The sequence below is a fragment of the Vibrio sp. 10N.261.51.F11 genome, from assembly GCF_041471665.1.
Lineage (GTDB): Bacteria > Pseudomonadota > Gammaproteobacteria > Enterobacterales > Vibrionaceae > Vibrio > Vibrio crassostreae_C.
In genome coordinates, this window is the sequence record NZ_JBFROW010000039.1 from 58,471 (window position 1) to 78,753 (window position 20,283).

At 44.2% G+C, this 20,283-nt stretch carries 20 protein-coding genes; 14 read left to right on the forward strand and 6 right to left on the reverse strand.

What is annotated here, in order from left to right; all coding sequences use genetic code 11:
• Window positions 1-57 precede the first annotated feature (57 nt).
• From AB4351_RS14135 to AB4351_RS14180, 10 genes are all read left to right on the forward strand, one after another.
• The gene (locus tag AB4351_RS14135; RefSeq protein WP_372126340.1) at window positions 58-1,029 is read left to right on the forward strand and encodes a choline ABC transporter substrate-binding protein; all 972 of its coding nucleotides are present in this window, start codon (window positions 58-60) and stop codon (window positions 1,027-1,029) included.
• A gap of 95 nt (window positions 1,030-1,124) precedes the next feature.
• Complete coding sequence (gene choW, locus AB4351_RS14140; RefSeq protein WP_102432469.1) at window positions 1,125-1,967, forward strand: choline ABC transporter permease subunit; 843 nt, start codon at window positions 1,125-1,127, stop codon at window positions 1,965-1,967.
• Window positions 1,968-1,969: 2 nt separating this feature from the next.
• Window positions 1,970-3,184: a choline ABC transporter ATP-binding protein gene (choV, locus tag AB4351_RS14145; protein WP_102432468.1), complete on the forward strand. Its 1,215-nt coding sequence runs from the start codon at window positions 1,970-1,972 to the stop codon at window positions 3,182-3,184.
• 355 nt (window positions 3,185-3,539) lie between these two features.
• Window positions 3,540-4,022 (forward strand): MarR family winged helix-turn-helix transcriptional regulator, encoded by a 483-nt coding sequence (locus AB4351_RS14150; protein WP_017632044.1) that lies wholly within the window; start codon window positions 3,540-3,542, stop codon window positions 4,020-4,022.
• Between the two features lie 285 nt (window positions 4,023-4,307).
• Entirely contained in the window at window positions 4,308-5,723 is a 1,416-nt protein-coding gene (locus tag AB4351_RS14155) for a coniferyl aldehyde dehydrogenase (RefSeq protein WP_372126342.1), read from the forward strand.
• Between the two features lie 72 nt (window positions 5,724-5,795).
• Window positions 5,796-6,239 carry a hypothetical protein gene (locus tag AB4351_RS14160; RefSeq protein ID WP_017111205.1) on the forward strand — a complete coding sequence of 148 codons (444 nt, stop codon included), beginning with the start codon at window positions 5,796-5,798 and terminating at the stop codon, window positions 6,237-6,239.
• A gap of 177 nt (window positions 6,240-6,416) precedes the next feature.
• Window positions 6,417-7,622, forward strand: coding sequence for an iron-containing alcohol dehydrogenase (locus tag AB4351_RS14165; RefSeq protein WP_372126344.1), 1,206 nt, complete (start codon window positions 6,417-6,419; stop codon window positions 7,620-7,622).
• Between the two features lie 207 nt (window positions 7,623-7,829).
• On the forward strand, window positions 7,830-8,264 hold the full coding sequence (locus AB4351_RS14170; RefSeq protein WP_108209064.1) for a tetratricopeptide repeat protein: 435 nt from the start codon (window positions 7,830-7,832) through the stop codon (window positions 8,262-8,264).
• Between the two features lie 107 nt (window positions 8,265-8,371).
• Window positions 8,372-10,117, forward strand: coding sequence for an arylsulfatase (locus AB4351_RS14175; RefSeq protein ID WP_372126346.1), 1,746 nt, complete (start codon window positions 8,372-8,374; stop codon window positions 10,115-10,117).
• Window positions 10,118-10,235: 118 nt separating this feature from the next.
• On the forward strand, window positions 10,236-11,483 hold the full coding sequence (locus AB4351_RS14180; protein ID WP_372126348.1) for an anaerobic sulfatase maturase: 1,248 nt from the start codon (window positions 10,236-10,238) through the stop codon (window positions 11,481-11,483).
• Between the two features lie 114 nt (window positions 11,484-11,597).
• On the opposite strand, the gene AB4351_RS14185 is transcribed toward AB4351_RS14180, so the two are convergent.
• The gene (locus AB4351_RS14185; protein ID WP_372126350.1) at window positions 11,598-12,188 is read right to left on the reverse strand and encodes a TetR/AcrR family transcriptional regulator; all 591 of its coding nucleotides are present in this window, start codon (window positions 12,186-12,188) and stop codon (window positions 11,598-11,600) included.
• Between the two features lie 320 nt (window positions 12,189-12,508).
• On the opposite strand from AB4351_RS14185, the gene AB4351_RS14190 reads away from it, so the two are divergent.
• Complete coding sequence (locus AB4351_RS14190) at window positions 12,509-13,165, forward strand: QnrS family quinolone resistance pentapeptide repeat protein (protein WP_017070122.1); 657 nt, start codon at window positions 12,509-12,511, stop codon at window positions 13,163-13,165.
• Window positions 13,166-13,327: 162 nt separating this feature from the next.
• Here AB4351_RS14190 and AB4351_RS14195 read toward each other — a convergent pair whose 3' ends face one another.
• Complete coding sequence (locus AB4351_RS14195; protein WP_029235681.1) at window positions 13,328-13,543, reverse strand: hypothetical protein; 216 nt, start codon at window positions 13,541-13,543, stop codon at window positions 13,328-13,330.
• 448 nt (window positions 13,544-13,991) lie between these two features.
• On the opposite strand from AB4351_RS14195, the gene AB4351_RS14200 reads away from it, so the two are divergent.
• On the forward strand, window positions 13,992-14,252 hold the full coding sequence (locus tag AB4351_RS14200; protein WP_017061084.1) for a DUF5062 family protein: 261 nt from the start codon (window positions 13,992-13,994) through the stop codon (window positions 14,250-14,252).
• Between the two features lie 92 nt (window positions 14,253-14,344).
• Window positions 14,345-14,539, forward strand: a complete 195-nt coding sequence (locus AB4351_RS14205; RefSeq protein WP_017072485.1) for a hypothetical protein — start codon at window positions 14,345-14,347, stop codon at window positions 14,537-14,539.
• Here the strand turns inward: AB4351_RS14205 and AB4351_RS14210 are convergent.
• Both AB4351_RS14210 and add read right to left on the reverse strand, forming a co-directional pair.
• Window positions 14,536-15,102, reverse strand: coding sequence for a sugar O-acetyltransferase (locus AB4351_RS14210; protein ID WP_372126352.1), 567 nt, complete (start codon window positions 15,100-15,102; stop codon window positions 14,536-14,538). The genes AB4351_RS14205 and AB4351_RS14210 overlap by 4 nt on opposite strands.
• Before the next feature lie 118 nt (window positions 15,103-15,220).
• Window positions 15,221-16,219 (reverse strand): adenosine deaminase, encoded by a 999-nt coding sequence (gene add / locus AB4351_RS14215; protein WP_372126354.1) that lies wholly within the window; start codon window positions 16,217-16,219, stop codon window positions 15,221-15,223.
• Window positions 16,220-16,345: 126 nt separating this feature from the next.
• Between add and AB4351_RS14220 the strand changes: the two genes are divergently transcribed.
• Window positions 16,346-17,293 carry a LysR family transcriptional regulator gene (locus tag AB4351_RS14220; protein WP_017061092.1) on the forward strand — a complete coding sequence of 316 codons (948 nt, stop codon included), beginning with the start codon at window positions 16,346-16,348 and terminating at the stop codon, window positions 17,291-17,293.
• Window positions 17,294-17,564: 271 nt separating this feature from the next.
• Here AB4351_RS14220 and AB4351_RS14225 read toward each other — a convergent pair whose 3' ends face one another.
• Both AB4351_RS14225 and AB4351_RS14230 read right to left on the reverse strand, forming a co-directional pair.
• Window positions 17,565-17,945, reverse strand: coding sequence for a hypothetical protein (locus AB4351_RS14225; protein WP_017057786.1), 381 nt, complete (start codon window positions 17,943-17,945; stop codon window positions 17,565-17,567).
• Window positions 17,946-18,009: 64 nt separating this feature from the next.
• The gene (locus AB4351_RS14230; RefSeq protein ID WP_102398630.1) at window positions 18,010-20,058 is read right to left on the reverse strand and encodes a glycoside hydrolase family 3 N-terminal domain-containing protein; all 2,049 of its coding nucleotides are present in this window, start codon (window positions 20,056-20,058) and stop codon (window positions 18,010-18,012) included.
• Window positions 20,059-20,283: the final 225 nt, after the last annotated feature.

Sequence of the window (20,283 nt, forward strand, 5' to 3'; positions counted from 1 at the left end):
CTGCTCTCTATCGGCGTTGATATCGAGCAGCAAAAGGAAAGATAAAAAGGAACCATTATGACGACTCTAAATATTCAGAACGTGACGACAAAAACGTTAACAGCACTAGCCATCAGCTCATTTGCATTTGGTGCTAACGCTTCAGTAGAACCACAGCAATGTGAAAACGTTCGCTTCGCTGATGTAGGCTGGACTGACATTACCGCAACAACCGCCGTTACTTCTGAACTATTAAAAGGCCTTGGTTACAAAACCAAAACCGACCTACTTTCAGTACCGGTGACTTACTCTTCAATGGCAAACGGCGACATTGATGTATTCCTAGGGAACTGGATGCCAACCATGGAAGGCGATATTGCTAAATACCGTGAAGCGGGCACCGTTGAAACTGTTCGCGCCAACCTTGAAGGTGCGAAATACACGCTAGCTGTACCTAAGTACGTGTACGACGCCGGTGTTAAAAGTTTCGCAGACCTAGCAAAACATGCCGACAAATTTAAAGACCGCATCTACGGCATCGAGCCTGGTAACGATGGTAACCGTCTAATCCAATCGATGATCGACTCTGACGCATTCGGTCTAAAAGATTTCAGCCTAGTTGAATCAAGTGAAGCGGGCATGGTATCGCAAGTATCTCGCGCTGCTCGTCGTAGCCAGTGGATCGTTTACCTTGGTTGGGCTCCGCACCCGATGAACAGCAATGTTGAAATGGAATATCTTTCAGGCGGTGACGACTTCTTCGGCCCTAACTACGGTGGCGCGAATGTTTACACCAACGTTCGTTCAAACTACCTGTCTGAGTGTGAAAACGTCGGTCAACTTCTACAAAACCTAGAATTCACTCTAGAGATGGAAAACCAGTTGATGGAAGAGATTCTTAACCAAAAAGTGAAGCCAGAAAAAGCGGCTCAACAATGGTTGAACAACAACCCTCAACAAGTTGAAGCTTGGTTAGACAACGTAAAAACGCATAAAGGTGAATCAGCGACTCAAGCGGTTACTGGATACCTAAAGCAAGTTAAAGCTTAGTTCTACCTATCTCAACAGCTACATAAATAATAAAGGTGGGCTTGCCAATTTATCGATTGGTTTGAAGTAGCCCACCCATAATAAAAGGCAATATTGTGAATTTTATTACGGAAAACAAAATCCCTGTCGGACAATGGATGGAAGCGGGTGTTGATTGGCTAACAATCAATGCAGCAGGATTCTTTGACGCTATTTCGATTTTTCTAGAAACCGTCATTATGTTTTTAGTCGATGTATTTAAGTGGATGCCGCCTGCTCTGCCAATCGTGATTACCGCTGCGATTGCATGGTACTTACACCGTAAACTCTCGCTGGTGATCTTTGTGGTCGCGGCACTGCTGACTATTCTTAACCTCGGCTACTGGCAAGAAATGCTGGAAACCTTTGTTCTCGTCTTTGCGGCGACAACGATTTCCGTATTAATTGGCGTACCGGTTGGCATCATGGCTGCTCACCGTCCTTGGCTCTATACGATGTTGCGCCCAATTCTCGATTTAATGCAGACCGTTCCGACGTTTGTGTATTTGATTCCAACTCTGGTTCTATTTGGCTTGGGCATCGTGCCTGGCTTAATCTCGACCATTATTTTCGCGATAGCTGCTCCGATTCGTTTGACCTACTTAGGGGTAACGAAAGTCCCTGAAGAGCTGATTGAAGCGGGTAAAGCCTTTGGTGCAAGTCGCATGAAGTTACTGCTCAAAGTTGAATTACCTGCCGCTCTGCCAAGCATCATGGCCGGTGTCACCCAATGTATTATGTTGTCGCTTTCGATGGTGGTTATCGCCGCTCTTGTTGGCGCTGACGGACTTGGTAAACCTGTTGTTCGTGCATTGAACACAGTGAACATCTCACAAGGTTTTGAAGCCGGATTAGCGATTGTTTTAGTCGCAATCATCCTTGACCGCTTGTGCAAAACACCAAACCAGAAGGAAGCTTAATCATGTCTATCTCTCAGGAACAGAAGGCAATGGACGCGATTACCATCAAAAACCTTGATGTTGTGTTTGGTAACAAAGCCAATCAAGCGCTGGATCTACTCGATCAAGGTAAAACTCGCCAAGAGATCATTGATGAGACTGGCCAAGTTGTTGGCGTAGATAATGTGTCGCTGACGGTGGAAGAAGGCGAGATTTGTGTACTGATGGGTTTGTCTGGTTCTGGTAAATCATCTTTGCTTCGCGCAGTTAACGGCTTGAATGAGATCAGCCGTGGCTCATTGGCGATCAAAGATGGAGACAAGCTGGTTGATTTAGGTGAACAATGCGACGAAGCGACCTTGCGTCACCTTCGTACTCACCGCGTTTCTATGGTGTTCCAAAAGTTTGCTTTGATGCCATGGCTTAACGTATTAGACAACGTGGCATTTGGTCTTGAAATGCAGGGTGTCGCCAAAGATGTTCGTCGTGCTAAGGCGCGTGAACAATTAGAAATGGTCGGCCTAGCCGAATGGGAAACCAAATTCCCGCATGAGCTTTCTGGCGGCATGCAGCAACGTGTTGGTTTGGCACGTGCGTTTGCAATGGATACTGACATTCTATTGATGGATGAACCGTTCTCGGCGCTTGACCCATTGATTCGTGCTCAACTGCAGGATGAACTGATCACGTTGCAAAACAAACTAAACAAAACGATTCTGTTCGTGAGTCACGACCTAGATGAAGCACTGAAGATTGGTAACAACATTGCGATCATGGAGTCAGGCAAACTGATTCAACACGGTAAACCTGAAGAGATCGTTCTGACGCCGAAAACAGAATATGTGAAGGACTTCGTTGCTCACACCAATCCATTGAATGTGCTTAAAGGTCGTTCTTTGATGCAGCCTCTTGATTCGCTGACGCAAGAGAATGAAAGCTGGAAGATCTGCGATTCTAAAGACCTCTGGATTGAACAGAGTGAAGGTGCTTTATCGGTCAAAGGTGAATCTACTTTGGCGCTTGTCGAGTGGAGCGAGTCAGATGACTTAGCGGCGATCAGCGCGTCGAGTGTCGTGGTCACAAGCCCTGAAATTGGCATGCGTGATGCGATTAAGCTCAAGCAGATAAGTAACCATCCGATTTTGCTGGTTGAAGACAATCAATTGGTAGGGATTTTGGATAACAGCGAGTTCTACAACGCGCTGACAGGTAATTTTCAACTAAACAGTGCTGCTTAGTCTTTTGAACTAAAATAGTCAGATATCGAAACATTTAATAGGTAGTGGGGCCATCACAATCTCCCTACCTATTTGACTGCTCTTTATTTGTTAACGACTTCTGGCTTTTTGTTACCTTGTTAGCCGATATAAGAGCGAAAATCGTGACTCATTGAGCAAAAGTGTTGCCCTGCGCAAATTCAGAGGCATAGAAAAGATTGAGAATAGTATGAACATCAGTACAATGCGGAAAAATTAATGACGTAATTTATCAATTTACAGTGTAATTTGAGCGGTCCTGACTCCGATTTCATGAGAGTTCTTCGCTTCGACACTGTAAAACCACTCACAGTATATTAGTACAAAGGTCTGCATCTTGGACAAACATGACGAAATCCTAGTCGCTATTCGACAAATTATTCGCGCTATCGATTTACACTCGAAAAAGCTGAGTAAAGAGTATGGTTTGACTGGCCCTCAATTAATTCTAATGAGAGCAATCCAAGAAATGGGTAATGTGACGATCAAAGAATTGTCGAATCACACCAATGTAAGCCAAGCCACAACCACGACGATCATCGATCGCCTAGAGTTGAATGGTTACGTACAACGTATCCGTAGTGTTGCAGACCGTCGTAAAGTGCATGCGAACTTGACGGAAAAAGGCCAAGAGCTGCTAAACAATGCGCCACCGCCGCTGCAAGATAACTTCGTTAAAAAATTCCAAAACCTAGAACCGTGGGAGCAGAGCCTACTGCTTTCCTCGATGCAACGCGTATCATCAATGATGAACGCAGAAGACATCGACGCAGCCCCAGTTCTACAGCTTGAAGGCATTGCAAACGTAGCCAAGAGCTAACATTTATTTAAATTGTTCTTTAGAACAACAACTTAAATAATTATCAAATGGTCGCATTAAGCGGCCATTTTTGATCTTGTAGCCTCTATCCCTTTGACTATTTCAGTCCAAACTGTCTTCCAATTACTCCTTTCGATTTTAAATTCCCAAGCTTTCTGATTTTTAATTTGTTTAACGTTTATTCACTTATTTCATAAACGCTTTGACGATTCTCTGACAAAATAACACTAGACCGACCGGTTTGTTGTGTATTATTGTGTGCCTCTCCTAACCATGAGGTGATGTATGAAACATGAATTGACGGCAACACAAATGACAGCGACGTTGAAGACTATGCAGGAAGCTTTTGCAGATGATCCGATGCCCACTGTGTCGGTGAGAATAGAACAGTTGCTTGCGCTGAAATCTGCTCTGATCGATTACACAGACCGTTTGTGTGCCGCGGTAAGTGAGGACTATGGTCACCGCAGCCGACAAGATACTTTGATGGCCGACATACTTCCTTGTTTAGGAAATATCGATCACACCATCGAGTGTTTGCCACATTGGTCGACATCTTCAATTCGCCACTCCGGTCCTTTGCTTTCAACTTCTCGTGTTGAAGTGGTTTATCAGCCTAAAGGCGTAGTGGGGATCATTGCCCCGTGGAATTTCCCTATCATGTTATCCGTAGGCCCGCTCATTTCAGCCTTGGCAGCGGGCAATCGCGCCATGATCAAGATGAGTGAATTTACGCCAGAAACCAATCACGTTTTAAGACAACTATTGGATGAAGTCTTCAATGCCAACGAGGTATGTCTTGTTGAGGGCGAGGTTGAAATTGCCGCGGCATTTTCGGCGTTGCCGTTTGATCACCTTCTGTTTACGGGTTCAACCCAAGTGGGTCGCCAAGTGATGAAGTCAGCGGCTGACACGCTAACTCCAGTCACGCTAGAGCTGGGTGGAAAGTCGCCGGTTATCGTGGCAGAAGACATGCCGATAGATATTGCGGTAGAGCGAACCATTTATGGCAAGAGCCTAAATAACGGCCAAGTATGTGTCGCTCCAGATTACGTGCTACTCCCTGAAGATAAGCTTGAAGCCTTCATTCTTGAGTATAAAAAACAGTACCAATTCTTGTTTGATGAAGGGATCTACTCTGAGAGTTTAACCTCGCTCATTAACCCTCGCCAATGTGATCGTATTGTTGGTTTATTGAATGAAGAGCAGGAAGCTGGGACACGAATCGTTGCTTGCCATGACGAAGCGATGGACCTAGATACTCATCGATTGGTGACACATTTGATCGTTGAACCAAGCCTGTCATCCAAAGTGATGAACGAAGAAATTTTCGGCCCATTATTACCTTTGATTACGTATCGCAATGTTGAAGAGGCGTTCCAAGTCATCAATAGCAAACCAAGGCCGTTAGCACTCTACCTGATGAGCTTTGATTTGAGTTTACAGGCTCAGGTTAAGCACCAAGTTCACTCCGGTGGCATGTGTATTAATGACTGTGTGTTCCATTTAGCGGTTGATGATGCGCCGTTTGGTGGCATTGGTGAATCAGGTCAGGGCAACTATCACGGTAAAGAAGGTTTCCTGACTTTCTCCCACGCCAAAACAGTCTTGGAAACGGGTTTAGATCATCGAGTTAAACATCTGTTTTCAAAAGAAGACAACGAATTAAAAACAGCAGTGATGGGCATGCTTGGCCAGTAAATCACTGTTGGTATGACACTGTTTATTTTTCAAAAAGTTATTTTCACGAAATTATTTTAAGAGGTTACTTTTATGTTAGAACGTTTTTTTGAACGTACGATCAAATCGTATTTGATGATTACCGGTTTCTTAACAGCGACGGCTTTTTCCACTTTCCTAGCGCCAGATTGGAGTATGCAGACGCTGTTCTCGTACAACGATACCATGATGGAAAACAAAGAGTACTTGCTGGGGACTTATCAACACTGGGGTGTGATGGTTGGCTGTATTGGTGTGTTGTTGATGTTCTCGGCCAAGTACAAATCGCTGCGTACTTCGACAATGATTTACAGTGCATTTGAGAAGTCGATGTTTGTTGGGATCTTCTTATACAACGTCTGTATCAACGATTATGAGTGGTTTTATGGTTGGAGTGGCGTGTTTGCGCTCGATGCGTTTGTGACCGTCTACTCTTTGGTTTATCTGTATTACTATCTCAACCGAGACAAAACAAAGGTACCCGCTCATTTGCGTTAACCTCTGTCGTTTAGCTCGTTGATTCTAACATTCCTAAGCCCGCATTTGCGGGCTTTTTTCGTTTCCGACAAATGATCCTCAACGATCTTAATTGACATATCTTTGACATTTACACTCTAGACCGACCGGTTTGCTTTGGTTATTGTTCAGTCATCAACTAGAAATGAGGTAAACACCATGACAACCAATAATTTTAACTTTCAACTTAAAACCATTGTTCATGCTCAAGAGAACGGCATTGAAAATATCCCTTCTCTGTTTGGTCGCTTAGGTGCGCAAAGAGTCGTGCTCTTTTCTGATAAAGGTTTGGAGTCTCTTGGCTTTGTTGAGCAGTTCTCGGCGTTGTTTGTAAACCAGAGTGCGAATCAGGAAGCGAACCAACAAGCAGTTCAACTTGTTGGCGTGTACACCGATATCGCGCCAGACGCGACTTGCGACAACATCAACGCAGCAATTGAGTTTGCAAACAGCGTCAATGCTGATGCGATCTTGTCTGTTGGCGGCGGCAGCGTGATTGATGCTTCTAAAGGTGTGAAATACGCATTTCATAAACAGATAGATGATATCCGTACGGTGATTGCGGGCGGCGGTCATATGGATGTGTGGCCAAACAATGAAGACATTCGAGTGCCACACATCGCGGTTCCGACAACGGCTGGCACGGGCGCAGAAGCTTCTCCTATTGCTGTTTTTTACAATGAACATGAAAACATTAAGGCAAGTCTAGTCGCGTCTGGATTGGAAGCTGATATCGCGATCCTTGATCCAACGGTGACCACTAAGCTGCCAGCTCGCCTTACTCGTTCTACCGCTATGGATGCACTAACACACGCCGTTGAAGCGATTGTCTCGCCAATGAGTAATGCATTCACAGACGCTTACGGCATTCAGGCTGCAAAATTGATTGTTGAAAACTTACCCTTGGCATTGAAAGAACCAGAAAACCTAACCGCGCGCGGCAACCTTCTTCAAGCGAGCACGATGGCGATCTCTGCATTTTATTCGTCTTTGGGCGGGATTCCGATTCATAACTGCGCCCATGCCTTTGGTGCGATTAGCCACATTCCACATGGTGATGCCAACACGGTATTAATGCCGGTTGTGATTGAAGCGCTGCCTGAATTCTATATGCCGAATGCGGCGAAGTTAGCTCAAGCTTTCTCTGTCGACACTACGGGAACCGATGAGATGGTTTACCAGAGAGTGTTGGATTTTTTAAACAACTTCCAAACCCGTGTCGGTGCGATGAAGCGTTTCAGTAGCTGGGACTTTGATGAGCAAGAGAAGAGCAACATTGCAGAAGCGATTGAAAAAGACATCTGTTTTCAGTTCTACCCAATCTCGAAACAGACGATTGAAACCATCATAGAGAAAGCGATTTAAGTCTCTGTCTTAATCGACTGAATGTTATGACCATTTAATTCAGTCGATGATTCATTCCCTGATTCACTCAACAATCATTACTCGAGAGCCCATTATGAAAATTGAAAACGTATTGCTATCAAGCTTGTGCATCATCGCGCCATTCCTACTTTTCACCTAACTCATTCAACAGGGACGTTGTGACCTTTATTCCCGAGGAGGAAATAAATGATCAATAAACGTTTAACTACCGTGATTCTGACTGGTGTTTTGGTTGTTCTGTTTTTTGCCAAGGCAAGCTTTGGAAGCGAGAGCTTTGAGAATGAAGCCACCATGGATCAATCGCAGCAGCAGCATCAAGACGTCGTGCAATTGTTGGATGAAGCTTATCAAGGGCAATTGGATGCCCAGCTCTCTGTCGCTTACTTATATCTGATCGGAGAGGGCGTAGAACAGGATGATGAAAAAGCCGCGGAGTGGTTCGTCACCGCAGCCAATAACGGTAGCCCTGAAGCTCAAACACAGCTTGGGTTGATGTATATCTCTGGAAGTGGCGTTCAATCCAGCCAAGCGGAGGCTGTCACCTGGATTGGCATGGCAGCAGCTCAAGAGTATGACCCTGCGCTCGACTTATTACATTGGATGTCGCAAGCCGCGCATTAATTCAAATCCTAACTCAGGTTAATCACAGAAAGGTTAACCTCAGAAAAAGTTATTCGCAGAAAAGTTAATTATTGAAAAAGTTAATCACAGAAATTGGAGAACGTCTTATGCAGACATTCAAGAAATCTTTAGTCTTCACTGCAATGGCCGCGGCAAGTAGTGCTGCTCTGGCCGCAGAATCAGAAAAACCGAATATTGTTGTCATTGTTGGCGATGATGTGGGCTTTGCCGATACTCAGCCTTATGGCTCAGAAGCCAATACACCAAACCTAATGGCGCTGGCTGAAGAGGGGGTTAAGTTTACTAATTTTCACGCGTCACCAACCTCATCGGTAACGCGCTCTATGATGTTAACCGGAGCAAACAGTCACGAGGTTGGGCTAGGCACCTTCGACTATGCCGTCTATCCGGGCGCGATTGGTAAGCCGGGTTATGAAGGTTACCTCACCAAGAAAGGCGCCACGGTCGCAACGCTGCTTGAAGAGAGTGGCTATAACACTTACCTGTCTGGTAAATGGCATTTGGGACACGAGGATGGATTCTTACCGGATGATCGAGGTTTTGGTGAGAGTTACGGTATCTTAGCGGGCGGTTCGAATCACTTTAACCGAGATATGATGTTCCCGGCCAAAAACGCTGCGACAGCGGATGCGCTGCAAAAAGGCGATATTCCCGGTGTTGAAGTTGAGCCAACTTACCGCAACGGTGAAGTGGTTGAGGATAAATACAAAGGCGAGTACTCAGACCAAGTTTACACCAACGAGATCATCAAGATGATCGATAGCAAAAAAGACGACGGTAAGCCTTTCTTCGCCTACGTCCCATTCACCGGTATTCATCTACCACTGCAAGCGCCTGAGTCTGCTTATCAAGATAAAGTCGACTACTACGTTGAACATGGTTGGGACTCGGTTCGAGAAGACCGTTTTCAACGCATGAAAGAGATGGGTGTGATTCCAAAAGACGCCGATATTTCAGATCGTAATGCATTAAGCCGACCTTGGGACTCGCTCTCTGAGAAAGAACAAAAGTGGTACGGAAAGAAAATGGCTGTCGCGATGGGCATGATGGAAATGCAGGACCAACAAGTCGGTCAGATAGTCGATTACCTGAAAGAAATCGGGGAATACGATAATACTTACATCATGTACCTAGCGGATAACGGCCCAGAAGCGGCGGATATTACCGGTGAAAATATCAGTGATTTGATCCGAACGTGGACTGCTCATCATTTCGATAATTCGACTGAAAACTTGGGTAAGGCGAACTCCAGTGTGTCACTTGGTCCGGAGTGGGCAAGCGCTTCAACCGGTGGCCTATCTTGGTACAAAGCTTACACAGCAGAGGGCGGTATCCGTGTGCCATTTATCGTTAAGCCAGCCAAAGCGCTTTTAGACGGTGAAGATGCGTTGCAACCGGGAACTCAGACAGACGACTTATCCCAAGTGAAGGAGATTGCAGCCACGATTCTTGAGATTGCAGAGGTCGATCATCCAGGAACGGAATATCAAGGTAGAGAAGTAGCGCCGATGAGTGGTGTGAGCTTGTTGCCTTACTTCAAAGGGGAAACGGCAGACGTGCACAGTGCCAACAATGCGATTCCATTTGAATTGTTTGGTAGCGGAATTCTGCTTAAAGGTGATCATAAGATCATCCGAATTTCTACGGGAATGGGCGGTGACAGTGAGTGGCACTTATACAACACCAAGAAAGATCCAGCTGAGCAACATGACTTGAGAAATGAAATGCCAGATCTGTTCCTTGAAATGGTCGCTGAATATCAAGAATACGAAAAAGCGCAAAATATTGTCCCAGTTGACGAAGCGTGGAACCCGTTTGAAAACGTGAAATAGAGGGAAAAACCACTCGGCCAACCTAATGCCACCAAGCTTGGTTGGCCGATGAACACCGTGTAAAGGAATTACGAATTGTTTTGGCTAATACAATAACTTTTACATCGAGGCACTCTCCATGACGACATTATCGCTATCAAATTTGAGTTCAGTTCCGCAGTTCAATGGCAAAGCACACAGCAAACTTCAGGCGTTAGCAAAACCCATTGGGGCGGTGTGTAATATCAGTTGCACCTACTGTTATTACCTAGAAAAACAACAGCTGCTTGAATACCCAAAAGGCTCTCAATATACGATGGATGAAGTTATGTTAGAGCGTTATATCAAGCAGTACATAGAAGGGCAGAATACGCCTGAAATCATCTTTTCTTGGCACGGTGGAGAGCCTACGTTGTTGGGGGTTGAGTACTTTCAAAAAGTCGTCGAGCTGCAGAAAAAATATTGTCCTAACCACAGTAAGATCAGCAACGATCTTCAAACCAACGGCACGTTACTGAATGATGCGTGGTGTGAGTTTTTCAAAAAGAATGACTTTATCATTGGTGTGAGTATTGACGGCCCAGAGCACTTACACAATCACTACCGAACCAACCGTGCAGGCAAAGGCACTTTTTCTCAAACAATGCGTGGTATTCACTACTTGAAGCAGCATAACGTCGAATTCGCGACCTTAAGCTGCGTGAATGATGTGACAGGTAAGTATCCACTAGAGGTCTATCGTTTTCTGCGTGATGAAGTGGGTTCGAAGCAGTTGCAGTTTATTCCTGTGGTCGATAAGCGTGAGGCTCATACCAACAATAAATGGTTGAGCAACCAACAAGCGATCATTCCCGTATCAGGTGAGGTTGAGGCTTGGAGTGTCGATTCTGCACAATGGGGAGAGTTCCTCACTACCATTTTTGACGAATGGTTCGAACATGATTTTGGTCGGGTATTAGTGCCGTACTTTGAAAATTTTGTCGGCGTATGGATGGGCAGAGAAAGTACCATGTGCACGCTGAGTGAGATCTGCGGCAAAGGGTTAGCGGTTGAGCCCAATGGCGATGTGTACTCATGTGACCATTATGTATTTCCTGAATTTCAGTTAGGTAATATTCAGGAACAAGCACTTTCAACTTTAGCCTTTTCGCCAAAGCAGCAGAGTTTTGGGTTCGCCAAACAGAAGTCTCTGCCGAAACAATGCCAAGCCTGTGAGTTTAAATTTGCATGCCATGGCGAATGCCCCAAAAACCGTATCATCACAAGCCGAGATGGCGAAGCAGGGCTAAATTACTTGTGTGAAGGTTGGCTGAGCTTCTTCAAGCATATCGACCCTGTTATTAAGGACTTATTCAAAGCCAATAATATTGCGTCTCGTCTGGGGTAATGGAGTAGGCGTGAATGGATTCAATCAAGATTTAAGTTAGATAGAAGGCTCGCTAAATTGTGCGAGCCTCTTGGTATTTGGTATTTGGTATTTGGCTTCTGGTTACGGGGGTATTTAGTCAGCCGATTCTTGTGCCGAGATCATGGCAAGAATGGTCTCATCCATGGCATTGTTTAGAATCGAACGGTTACGCTGCATAGCGGCCATAAGCGTTGAGCCTAGCCATAAGCCATAAAGCGTTCGAGATAGCGATTCTGGCTCTGCGATAGTGAAATCACCATCGGCATTACCTTCTTCAAACAGCTTTGCCATACGCAGGATTATCTTTTCTGCGCCTTCTGCCATGGTCGATTGCAACGGGTTTGCAGACCCAGATACTTCTCCCGCCAGTTTTACAACAAGACATTGGATATTGAAGTCTTCAGTCAGTTTCGACGCACACCAAAACTCGAAATAGGCTTTAACGCGGTCACGACGAGAAAGCGATTCATCACTTAAAAAGTCATCCAGCTTAGCGAGATGCTCATCAAAGTAGTTAGTAAGAAGGATCTCACCAAAGTGCTCTTTGGATTTAAAGTAGTGGTAAAAAGAACCCTTCGTGCCTTCCGCTTGGTTGATGATCTTCATCAGGCCAACACCAGCAAACCCGTGTTCATTAATAAGGCTAAATCCTGCATCGAGCATAGCTTGTCGCATGTCTTTCATTGTTTTTACTCTTTATGCTGAGAATGAGGAATAGTGTAACGAGCAACATACCAACCGTCCAGTCTAGCGCGTTAGGACGCGGTCAATAATTGACTCGTTTCGTCAAAGTAACTTTTTCTCTTATTGGCACTTCTAAGCGACAAAACTTTTTTCAAGATAAGCACATCCTATAAATCGAAAATAACAACCTTAAAGGGCCTGTTTGGTGCCTTAAAATGGCTAAATTTGGGTGTTTTAAGTTGCTGTTTTTGTTCGTTTTTAATTTGGTGTTTTCTTAAGATCGCAATGGTAGTCTTAGCTTAATTTCTTTAGGGGGCTAAATGGACACCAATAACAGCACTTATCATCACCACAATTTTGCTCAGCAAGACTTATCAGAGCTTACATTTACAGCCTGTACGTTTATCCGTTGTGATTTCAGACGTTCGAACTTACGTGATGCAACGTTTATTAACTGTAAGTTTATCGAACAAGGCGATATTGAGGGATGCCACTTCGATGTTGCAGATTTGCGTGATGCAAGTTTTCAGAACTGTCAGTTGGCGATGGCGAATTTTAGCAACGCGAATTGCTACGGTATTGAGTTACGTGATTGTGACCTGAAAGGGGCGAACTTTACTCGTGCTAACTTTGCCAACCAGGTAAGCAATAGAATGTATTTTTGCTCCGCGTATATTACGGGCTGTAACCTGTCATACGCCAACTTGGAGCAAGCTTGTTTAGAGAAGTGTGAGTTATTTGAAAACCGCTGGATAGGTACTTACCTTGGCGGAGCGTCACTAAAAGAGTCCGATCTTAGCCGAGGCGTGTTCTCGGAAGATGTATGGGGGCAATTTAGTATGCAAGGTGCTAATTTATGCCATGCTGAATTAGAAGGGTTAGATCCTCGCAAGGTAGACACATCGGGGATTAAAATCGTTGCTTGGCAACAAGAACAACTGCTTGAAAGCATGGGTATTGTGGTGATGCCTGATTGATAGCTGTAATTTCTAACTACAGGCTATTTGGAATATGTAAGAATTCGCTATAGAAGAAAAGCCCAAAGCTAATAACTTTGGGCTTTTCCGTATTTGGTAACCAGCATTTTATAATGAATTTTTAAAAAGAGAATGCTTGGTGATAGAGAACTGATTGGTTGATTAATGCATGCCTGAGCGCATTTTGTCGGCGAGCGCAAAGAAGACAAAAACGACGAAACAGACTAGAGCAGCACACAGTGAAGTTAAGATGGTTGTGGCGTCTTTTGAAATCAATGGAATGGTGATAGAAGCTAGCGCTATCAACATAACAAGGATATGAACAATTCGACCCGGAATTGGATTTTTATGACAGAATGAAGCCCAGAGGTAACGCATTTTCAACACCAGTATAAAATTAGTGGTTTTATTCTATTTTCTTAATGAGTATTTTGTAAATAACATTTGGTTACAATTGGTTGTAAATATGATCTAAGTCGAATTAGTATTAAACTAGTTAAATAACAGCAGTTTATTGATCTTTTATTGAATTTTAACTTTCAAAATGAACATCATAATATTCCGTATTCTTTGGAATACTAAGTCAAATCTTATTCGACTTTTTGTTTTTTGACTTAAGATCTCATTTATTGAGTGTTCTGTTAAAAGACCGTTTGCGTACAGGTATTGGTGGCGTAACTATCAAGCGAATTAGAGTCATCCTAGAGCCTGTTATTCGTTTTATGTTATTTATCAAAGCGACTCCTCAAATTGAGATCGAAGTAATCTTGTGAGTTTTTCGGTTTGATATACTCAGTATTCACTCGATAAAGATGATGGAGATGATATGTCGAAAACCGCGAAGATCATTAATGAAGATAAGCTGGTAAAAAAAGCAGTTGAAGTCGGTTTTAAGATGGCTAAGCTACAAGGTTTTGATTTGCCAAATTCATCCCAACCGATAAAGGTTAAAGCGGTGTACTTGTTCCTTGTTGAAGTCAATCAGATCACACCGTTACCGGACGATAAGCTTGATGGCGCGAACATCAAGAAGCGTTTAGCACTCTGGCTTCATAAGGCACTGCCGGACAATGACCCGCTGAAGTAAACTTGTATTACCTCATTTTTTATATTTGAAACCTAGCGATTTTTCGCTGGGTTTTTTGCTTTATGGAGCAGTAAAATTTGAGGGTGTAGAAAATGAAAAGATACCCACCTAAGTCTATCGTTGCATTCTTGTTTTTGACTATATCAGCGCTGGTTTTAGTTGCGGCTGTCGTGCTTCAAATTCGCGGTGAACAAGCGTGCGATAAAACAACGCTGATAATTAGATTAAGAGCCATGCTATTGAAACATCGCTCTTTTTTAGATTTGGATACGCGCTTTCTTGTTTAATCGCGAGTTTGTTCGGCATTCAAATGCCGAATCAACTTGGCTGGAGTGCCACCGTATAGACAATCTGGCGGTACATCGCTGTTGACCACAGAGTTCGCCGCGATAACCGAGCGAGCCCCAATCTTCACGCCTTGGTTGATGACCGAGTTTCCACCAATCCACACATCGTCTTCGACTGTGATAGGTAGGCAGAAAGTTTCCCACTTACGGCGGCTGAGATAATCCAGTGAGTGGGAGGCTGTGTAAAACTGGGCACTTGGCCCTATCAATACATTGTTACCAATCTTGATATTCGCGCCATCAAGCATCACCACGTTCATGTTGATAAAGGTGTCGTCACCGATCTCGATGGTTTTGCCAAACTCGCAATGAAAAGGAGGACGGACAACGCTGCTTCCTACTTTACCAAACAGATTAGCCTGAAGACTTGGTAGTTGAGTATCGTCTGAACATTGATTCAAGTCTGATAGCGCCTTGCTGGCGTGAGTGCGCATGTGGTCTACCTCATGGTCTGCGCCATCAAAAATCTCACCGGACAGCATTTTCTCGAGTTCTGTTTTCATTGTTTGCATCCCATTCGTCAACATCGATATTAGAATACGGATAATTGGACATAAAAAAAGAGAAAAGCCTAAGCCTTTCTCTTCCTGTTTTTCTACTTAGCAATCAAGATTGCTCAAATTAGATTTGCTCAACGAAACCCATTAGGTGCTGTTTCACTTCGTCTGAAGCAAACGCACTTTCTACAGAGTACTTGTAGATTTCTACGTAATCTTCTTTTGTTAGACCGAATGTTTCACACGCACGTTTTACTTCGTTGGTCATGGTAGTGTTCGACACAGTGCGGTTGTCTGTGTTGATCGTTACAACGATGCCGTCTTTCTTGAATTCAGCAATTGGGTGGTCGCTGAATTTGTGAATACATTTAGTTTGCACGTTACTTGTTGGGCAAGTTTCAAGCGCAACCTGCTTCTCTTTAACGATGTTGTACGCGTCTTCGTTACCTTGGATGTGGACACCGTGGCCGATACGCTCAGCGTCAAGCAGTGTGACTGCATCGTAAACGTTCTGACCATGCCATTGCTCACCTGCGTGAACCGTCACACGGTAGCCTTGTTCAATAGCGTATTGCGTGTACTCAGGGAATTCAGCGCAGAAGCCCGGCTTTTCACCGCCTGCAATATCAAACGCAACCACGCCTTTACCAAGGTATGGTTTACCAGCGTCGATTACATCTTTGATTGAGTCTTTCGGGAACATACGAAGTACAGACATGATGTAGTTGCCCTTAATGTCGTATTTCTCTTCTGCACGCTTCATGCCTTTAACCGCACTTGCGATGATTGCATCAAGAGACAAGCCCTTGTTTACGTGAAGAATCGGTGCAAAACGAACTTCTAGGTACTTAACGTTTTCTAGTGCTGCGTCTTCGTAAAGCTCAAAAGAGATACGCTCAATCGCTTCTTCCGTTTGCATCACTTGCAGTGGCAGGCTAAAGCAAGCTAGGTACTCATCAAGGTTTTTGCAATCTTCAGGCACTGTTAGAGACTTTACTACCGCTTCACGGTCTTCTGGAAGTTCGATTCCGTACTGTTTCGCCAGATCAATAATGGTGTCTGGACGAACACTTCCGTCTAGGTGGCAGTGCAGATCAATCTTAGGGAGTGCTAGAAAGTTCATGAGTATTCCTTAGGTCTATTATTTTTTGAGTTATTAACTCATAGGTTACATGGGCTTAAATTAACAAGTTTGTGATATGATTTAAAGTGACATAAAGTCATCATTAATCTGAATCTAAGGAATATCATGGTAGATGTTAAAAGCTTACTCAAATGTGATATGAATTTGCTGCTGTGTTTACACGTGTTGCTTGAAGAGCGCAGCGTGAGCAAAACGGCAGAGCGATTGTTCCTTAGTCAGTCTGCGGTGAGTAAACAACTCACTAAGCTGCGTTCTTTGTTTGACGACCCTTTGTTTGAACGTGAGTCAAAAGGCCTGTTTCCAACACCGAAAGCCACCTCTTTAGCGCCTAAAATTCATCAAATCCTTCTGCAAGTTGAACAGCTAACCGTGCCGGACATTTTTGAGCCGAAAGACAGCGAACGTACTTTTAATATCGATCTTGTTGAAACCGCTTATACCGCGATTTACCCTAAATTTATGCCTAACGCGCTAGCAGATGCGCCGAACATTACGGTAAACAGCACTACTTGGAGCAGCGAAACCTTTAAGCGCTTACTAAAGCGTGAGGTCGATTTCGGGATTGGAATTTTTGAGCTCGATGAAAGGGCTAGCACCCACATTCAAAATATCCCTGCCGAGCTAAACCACGTCGAGTTGCTGCAAGATTACTCTGTGTGCTTGATGCGAAATGATCACCCAGTACTTCAAGAAGAGTGGAATCTGCAAGCCTTCCTTAAATACCGTCATATTCAGTTGGTGACCGGTGGCGTTGGCGACTGGTTGCTACTGGAAATCTTGCAAGCCAAACAGCTTCAAATTAACAAAGCCGCCAACGTGTCGGACATCACCAGCGCAGTAAAGCTGTGCAAACAAAGCGATTTGCTGATGTGTTATCCGTACAACTCGGTTCGTGACTATATTGAGAGTGGCGAACTGGTGATGAAGCCGATTCCTATTGAGTTGGTTCCCGGTGGTTTGTTTTTGCTTTGGCACCGTTACTTTGATTCTGAACCAAGCCACAAATGGCTTCGCGACCTCATAGTCAATAAGACCCAAGAACCTCAGCTGTAAACCGCGAGCTACGATGATCAAAACGGCGAAATAAGTTTTTTTAAATTTATTTCGTCTTTTTAGAATGAGCATTGTCTTATTACGGGTGCCAAATGCCCGCCAAGAATGAGATATCTAAATGAATCCAATGCCATCGATTCGTTGGTGTTGATTGATTAGTGCTTAATCCTGATGACAGACAGAAGTAAGGCCAACGTGTATACGCTGGCCTTTTTTATGGTTCTTCGCAGATTAGCGCCAAGTTGGATAAGCGACTCGGCTTGTTGTTACGTTATGCTGGAACCTTAAAACAAGAATCTTGATTGCTGTATTTTGGTACGAAGCACAATTTGTCTGCCGACATTTTTAAGCCGTTTTGCATCTGGATATGTGTTACCGCCCAAATCACGCAGCCATGAGGCAAATTGAATAGCGAGCGAGTTTGAGTGAACAACACGCCGTCATCATAGGCTGGTGTAATGTTCGTCGCTTTGCCTTGCCACGCCTTATGAGTGGTTTGCACATCAATATTTGGAACAATCAATGAGAGCATTTCTGGCTCAACGTCTTTTACGACTTTCAAGCAGATACGACACCCATCGTAGTATTGTTCTATCCAGATTTTATGTGGAATAGCGTGATCATCCCAACCCAGTTGTAAGATATGTTCCATGACTTTGTCCTTGGTATCTAAGAAGGAAAGGCAGTGCTCAACACTGCCTGAATTAGCTCAAATATTATTCGTAACTTAAACCATGTCCGAACGGGTAAAGGGTGTCGGCTTGATCATACCCAGGGTAGTCTGAGTCTTGGTTTTGAATGGCTTGGGCACTGTTCGCTAAAGCAAATGGCAGTTTTCCTTGAGGAGCAAAGTTGCCTGAAAGTACTTCCATTAGGTTGCTGTCCGAGACACCAAATGTGGCGATCACGGCACCGGCTTGCTTAAGATTACTTTGATCGTCTAGCACGAAGGGTTGTCTAAAGTTGATGGACAATACCGTTTTGTCAGCGCCCACTTCGTTCATAACGGCTTTAATGTCGCTTAGGCTTGGTTCAATATGCCAAGATGCAGCTGTAGCCATTTCACTGAACGCAAGAATATCGAGTTCATCTGGGTTCGCGCCACCAAAGATAAGATCAGGATCTGAGCCTTCGTTAGATACGCGAACACGAATAACCGCATAGTCCGTATCGGCTGGTACTGGTGGACGCGTTTCTCCCGCTTCGTAATCTCCGGAAGTCACGGTAAAGTTGTACTTGTCGTCTCCTGCAATGTTTTCGTCCATTCCCATGACATACAGAGCAACAGGATTTTGTGCGGTTGATTCAGCTAGAGGTAAAGTCTTATTGGTATTTTGAAGTAATACGACAGACTTTTTCTGTGCGTAATCAGCGCGTTCTTGGTACTTCTCGTTGCCTAAAATCTCTTGGGCTTTTTTCTCATCAACGTAAGTGTTTTCGAAAAGGCCAAGCTTGAATTGTTCTTCAAGTAAGCGTGTGACTGATAGGTCGACACGCTCTTCGGTAAGCAGATCTTTTTCCACGAGTTTCACGATGACTTCTTTATCATGGAAACCTGAAAGAACATCGACTCCAGCTTCGACCGCCATGGCAACCTGCTCATCAATCGTTTTGTGTTCCACACCCCATGCACGATCGCCAATAATGCCGGTATCTGAGTTCACGTTACCTGTGTAGCCCAATTCGTCTCTGAGAAGGTCGGTAACAATGCCTTTTGAGAAGGACATACCAACATCGTTTGGCATCCACTTTTGATCTACAGGGATGCCGTAGTAAGGCATGATTGAAGAAGCGCCAGCCTCAATCGCAGCAATAAACGGTTTTAGGTGGTAATCAAAATTGTTCTTTGGATAGACTTGGTTTTTACCGAAGTCATAATGTGGGTCACCACCGTTTTCTTGTGGACCGCCACCAGGGAAGTGTTTGATGGTTAGCGCGATACTGTCTTCGTTGACCTCACCGCCATCCTGCAACCCTTTGATAAGTGAGCGCATAATGTCAGACGCTAAATCTGCATCTTCGGTAAAGGTTTCGTGTACTCGGTACCAACGAGGTTCTGTCGCCAAATCCATCATGTATCCGTACATACTGCGTAGGCCAATTGAAGACCATTCTTCATTCATGATACCTGCAAATTCAGTGATTAAATCCATGTCGCGAGTGGCTGCTAAACCTGCCTCTTTAGGCCAAGCAGAAAAGGCACCTGAAGAAACGTTGATCCCTGCTTTAGCTGATGGATCTATGTGGTTACGAGCATTGGATTTGAATAGAGCGGGGATACCCATTCGCGTCTGTTCACGCAGTTCTTGAACACTATTCATGAACTGGGCAGCTTCTGTTGGGGTTATCTGACAACCTGAACGGCCTGAATCGCAATCAGGCGCATTGGTAGGTGTTTCAACTACGCTGTTACGGAAGATAAAGCGCGTCATTTGGGCATCGCCAATCATGTCTTGTCCTTTACTACTAACGAGCCCACCTTTGGACGAGTTTAAGGTGTCAATGAGCATCATGCCGGCTTTCTCATCTAGCGTCATGCGGCTAACCAAGTCTGCTGCTCGCTCTTCTGGAGATAATCGCCAGTCTTCAAAGGGTTCAAGTGTTCCATTGCCGTTAGAATCTCGGAATTGGTAACCTTCAACGTTCAATACATCATGAACACGAGAGTGAACTTGGGGTTGTTGGAAGTTATTGTCGCTATCAGATGAGTTGCATCCTGCAAGAAGCAACGCGATTGCTATAGGTGTCAGGGTAAGACGCTTCATGGTCACGATCCTATTGTTAGTATAATAATAAGTACATGACCAATTTTAATAATTAATGGACTATTGGTTAACCAAAATAGGTCAAACTAAAGGTTTGGATCACCATATAAATTTAATTGGTGATTTAATTCAATTTAGTATTGGAAATATATTGACGAAGTTTAAATAACGTAAACTTAACTAGATTTAATTTTTTGATATCCAATTAATCCCCCATTTAATTAG

Excerpts from the sequence above, each read along its gene's own strand:
- AB4351_RS14200 (WP_017061084.1), top strand. The coding sequence starts at position 13,992 with ATGTCGAAAACCGCGAAGATCATTAATGAAGATAAGCTGGTAAAAAAA.
- AB4351_RS14175 (WP_372126346.1), top strand. The coding sequence starts at position 8,372 with ATGCAGACATTCAAGAAATCTTTAGTCTTCACTGCAATGGCCGCGGCA.
- AB4351_RS14155 (WP_372126342.1), top strand. The coding sequence starts at position 4,308 with ATGAAACATGAATTGACGGCAACACAAATGACAGCGACGTTGAAGACT.
- AB4351_RS14210 (WP_372126352.1), bottom strand. The coding sequence starts at position 15,102 with ATGAAAACAGAACTCGAGAAAATGCTGTCCGGTGAGATTTTTGATGGC.
- AB4351_RS14225 (WP_017057786.1), bottom strand. The coding sequence starts at position 17,945 with ATGGAACATATCTTACAACTGGGTTGGGATGATCACGCTATTCCACAT.
- choV (WP_102432468.1), top strand. The coding sequence starts at position 1,970 with ATGTCTATCTCTCAGGAACAGAAGGCAATGGACGCGATTACCATCAAA.
- AB4351_RS14165 (WP_372126344.1), top strand. The coding sequence starts at position 6,417 with ATGACAACCAATAATTTTAACTTTCAACTTAAAACCATTGTTCATGCT.
- AB4351_RS14230 (WP_102398630.1), bottom strand. The coding sequence starts at position 20,058 with ATGAAGCGTCTTACCCTGACACCTATAGCAATCGCGTTGCTTCTTGCA.
- AB4351_RS14180 (WP_372126348.1), top strand. The coding sequence starts at position 10,236 with ATGACGACATTATCGCTATCAAATTTGAGTTCAGTTCCGCAGTTCAAT.
- AB4351_RS14205 (WP_017072485.1), top strand. The coding sequence starts at position 14,345 with ATGAAAAGATACCCACCTAAGTCTATCGTTGCATTCTTGTTTTTGACT.
- add (WP_372126354.1), bottom strand. The coding sequence starts at position 16,219 with ATGAACTTTCTAGCACTCCCTAAGATTGATCTGCACTGCCACCTAGAC.
- AB4351_RS14195 (WP_029235681.1), bottom strand. The coding sequence starts at position 13,543 with ATGCGTTACCTCTGGGCTTCATTCTGTCATAAAAATCCAATTCCGGGT.
- AB4351_RS14135 (WP_372126340.1), top strand. The coding sequence starts at position 58 with ATGACGACTCTAAATATTCAGAACGTGACGACAAAAACGTTAACAGCA.
- AB4351_RS14190 (WP_017070122.1), top strand. The coding sequence starts at position 12,509 with ATGGACACCAATAACAGCACTTATCATCACCACAATTTTGCTCAGCAA.
- AB4351_RS14185 (WP_372126350.1), bottom strand. The coding sequence starts at position 12,188 with ATGAAAGACATGCGACAAGCTATGCTCGATGCAGGATTTAGCCTTATT.
- AB4351_RS14170 (WP_108209064.1), top strand. The coding sequence starts at position 7,830 with ATGATCAATAAACGTTTAACTACCGTGATTCTGACTGGTGTTTTGGTT.
- AB4351_RS14160 (WP_017111205.1), top strand. The coding sequence starts at position 5,796 with ATGTTAGAACGTTTTTTTGAACGTACGATCAAATCGTATTTGATGATT.
- AB4351_RS14220 (WP_017061092.1), top strand. The coding sequence starts at position 16,346 with ATGGTAGATGTTAAAAGCTTACTCAAATGTGATATGAATTTGCTGCTG.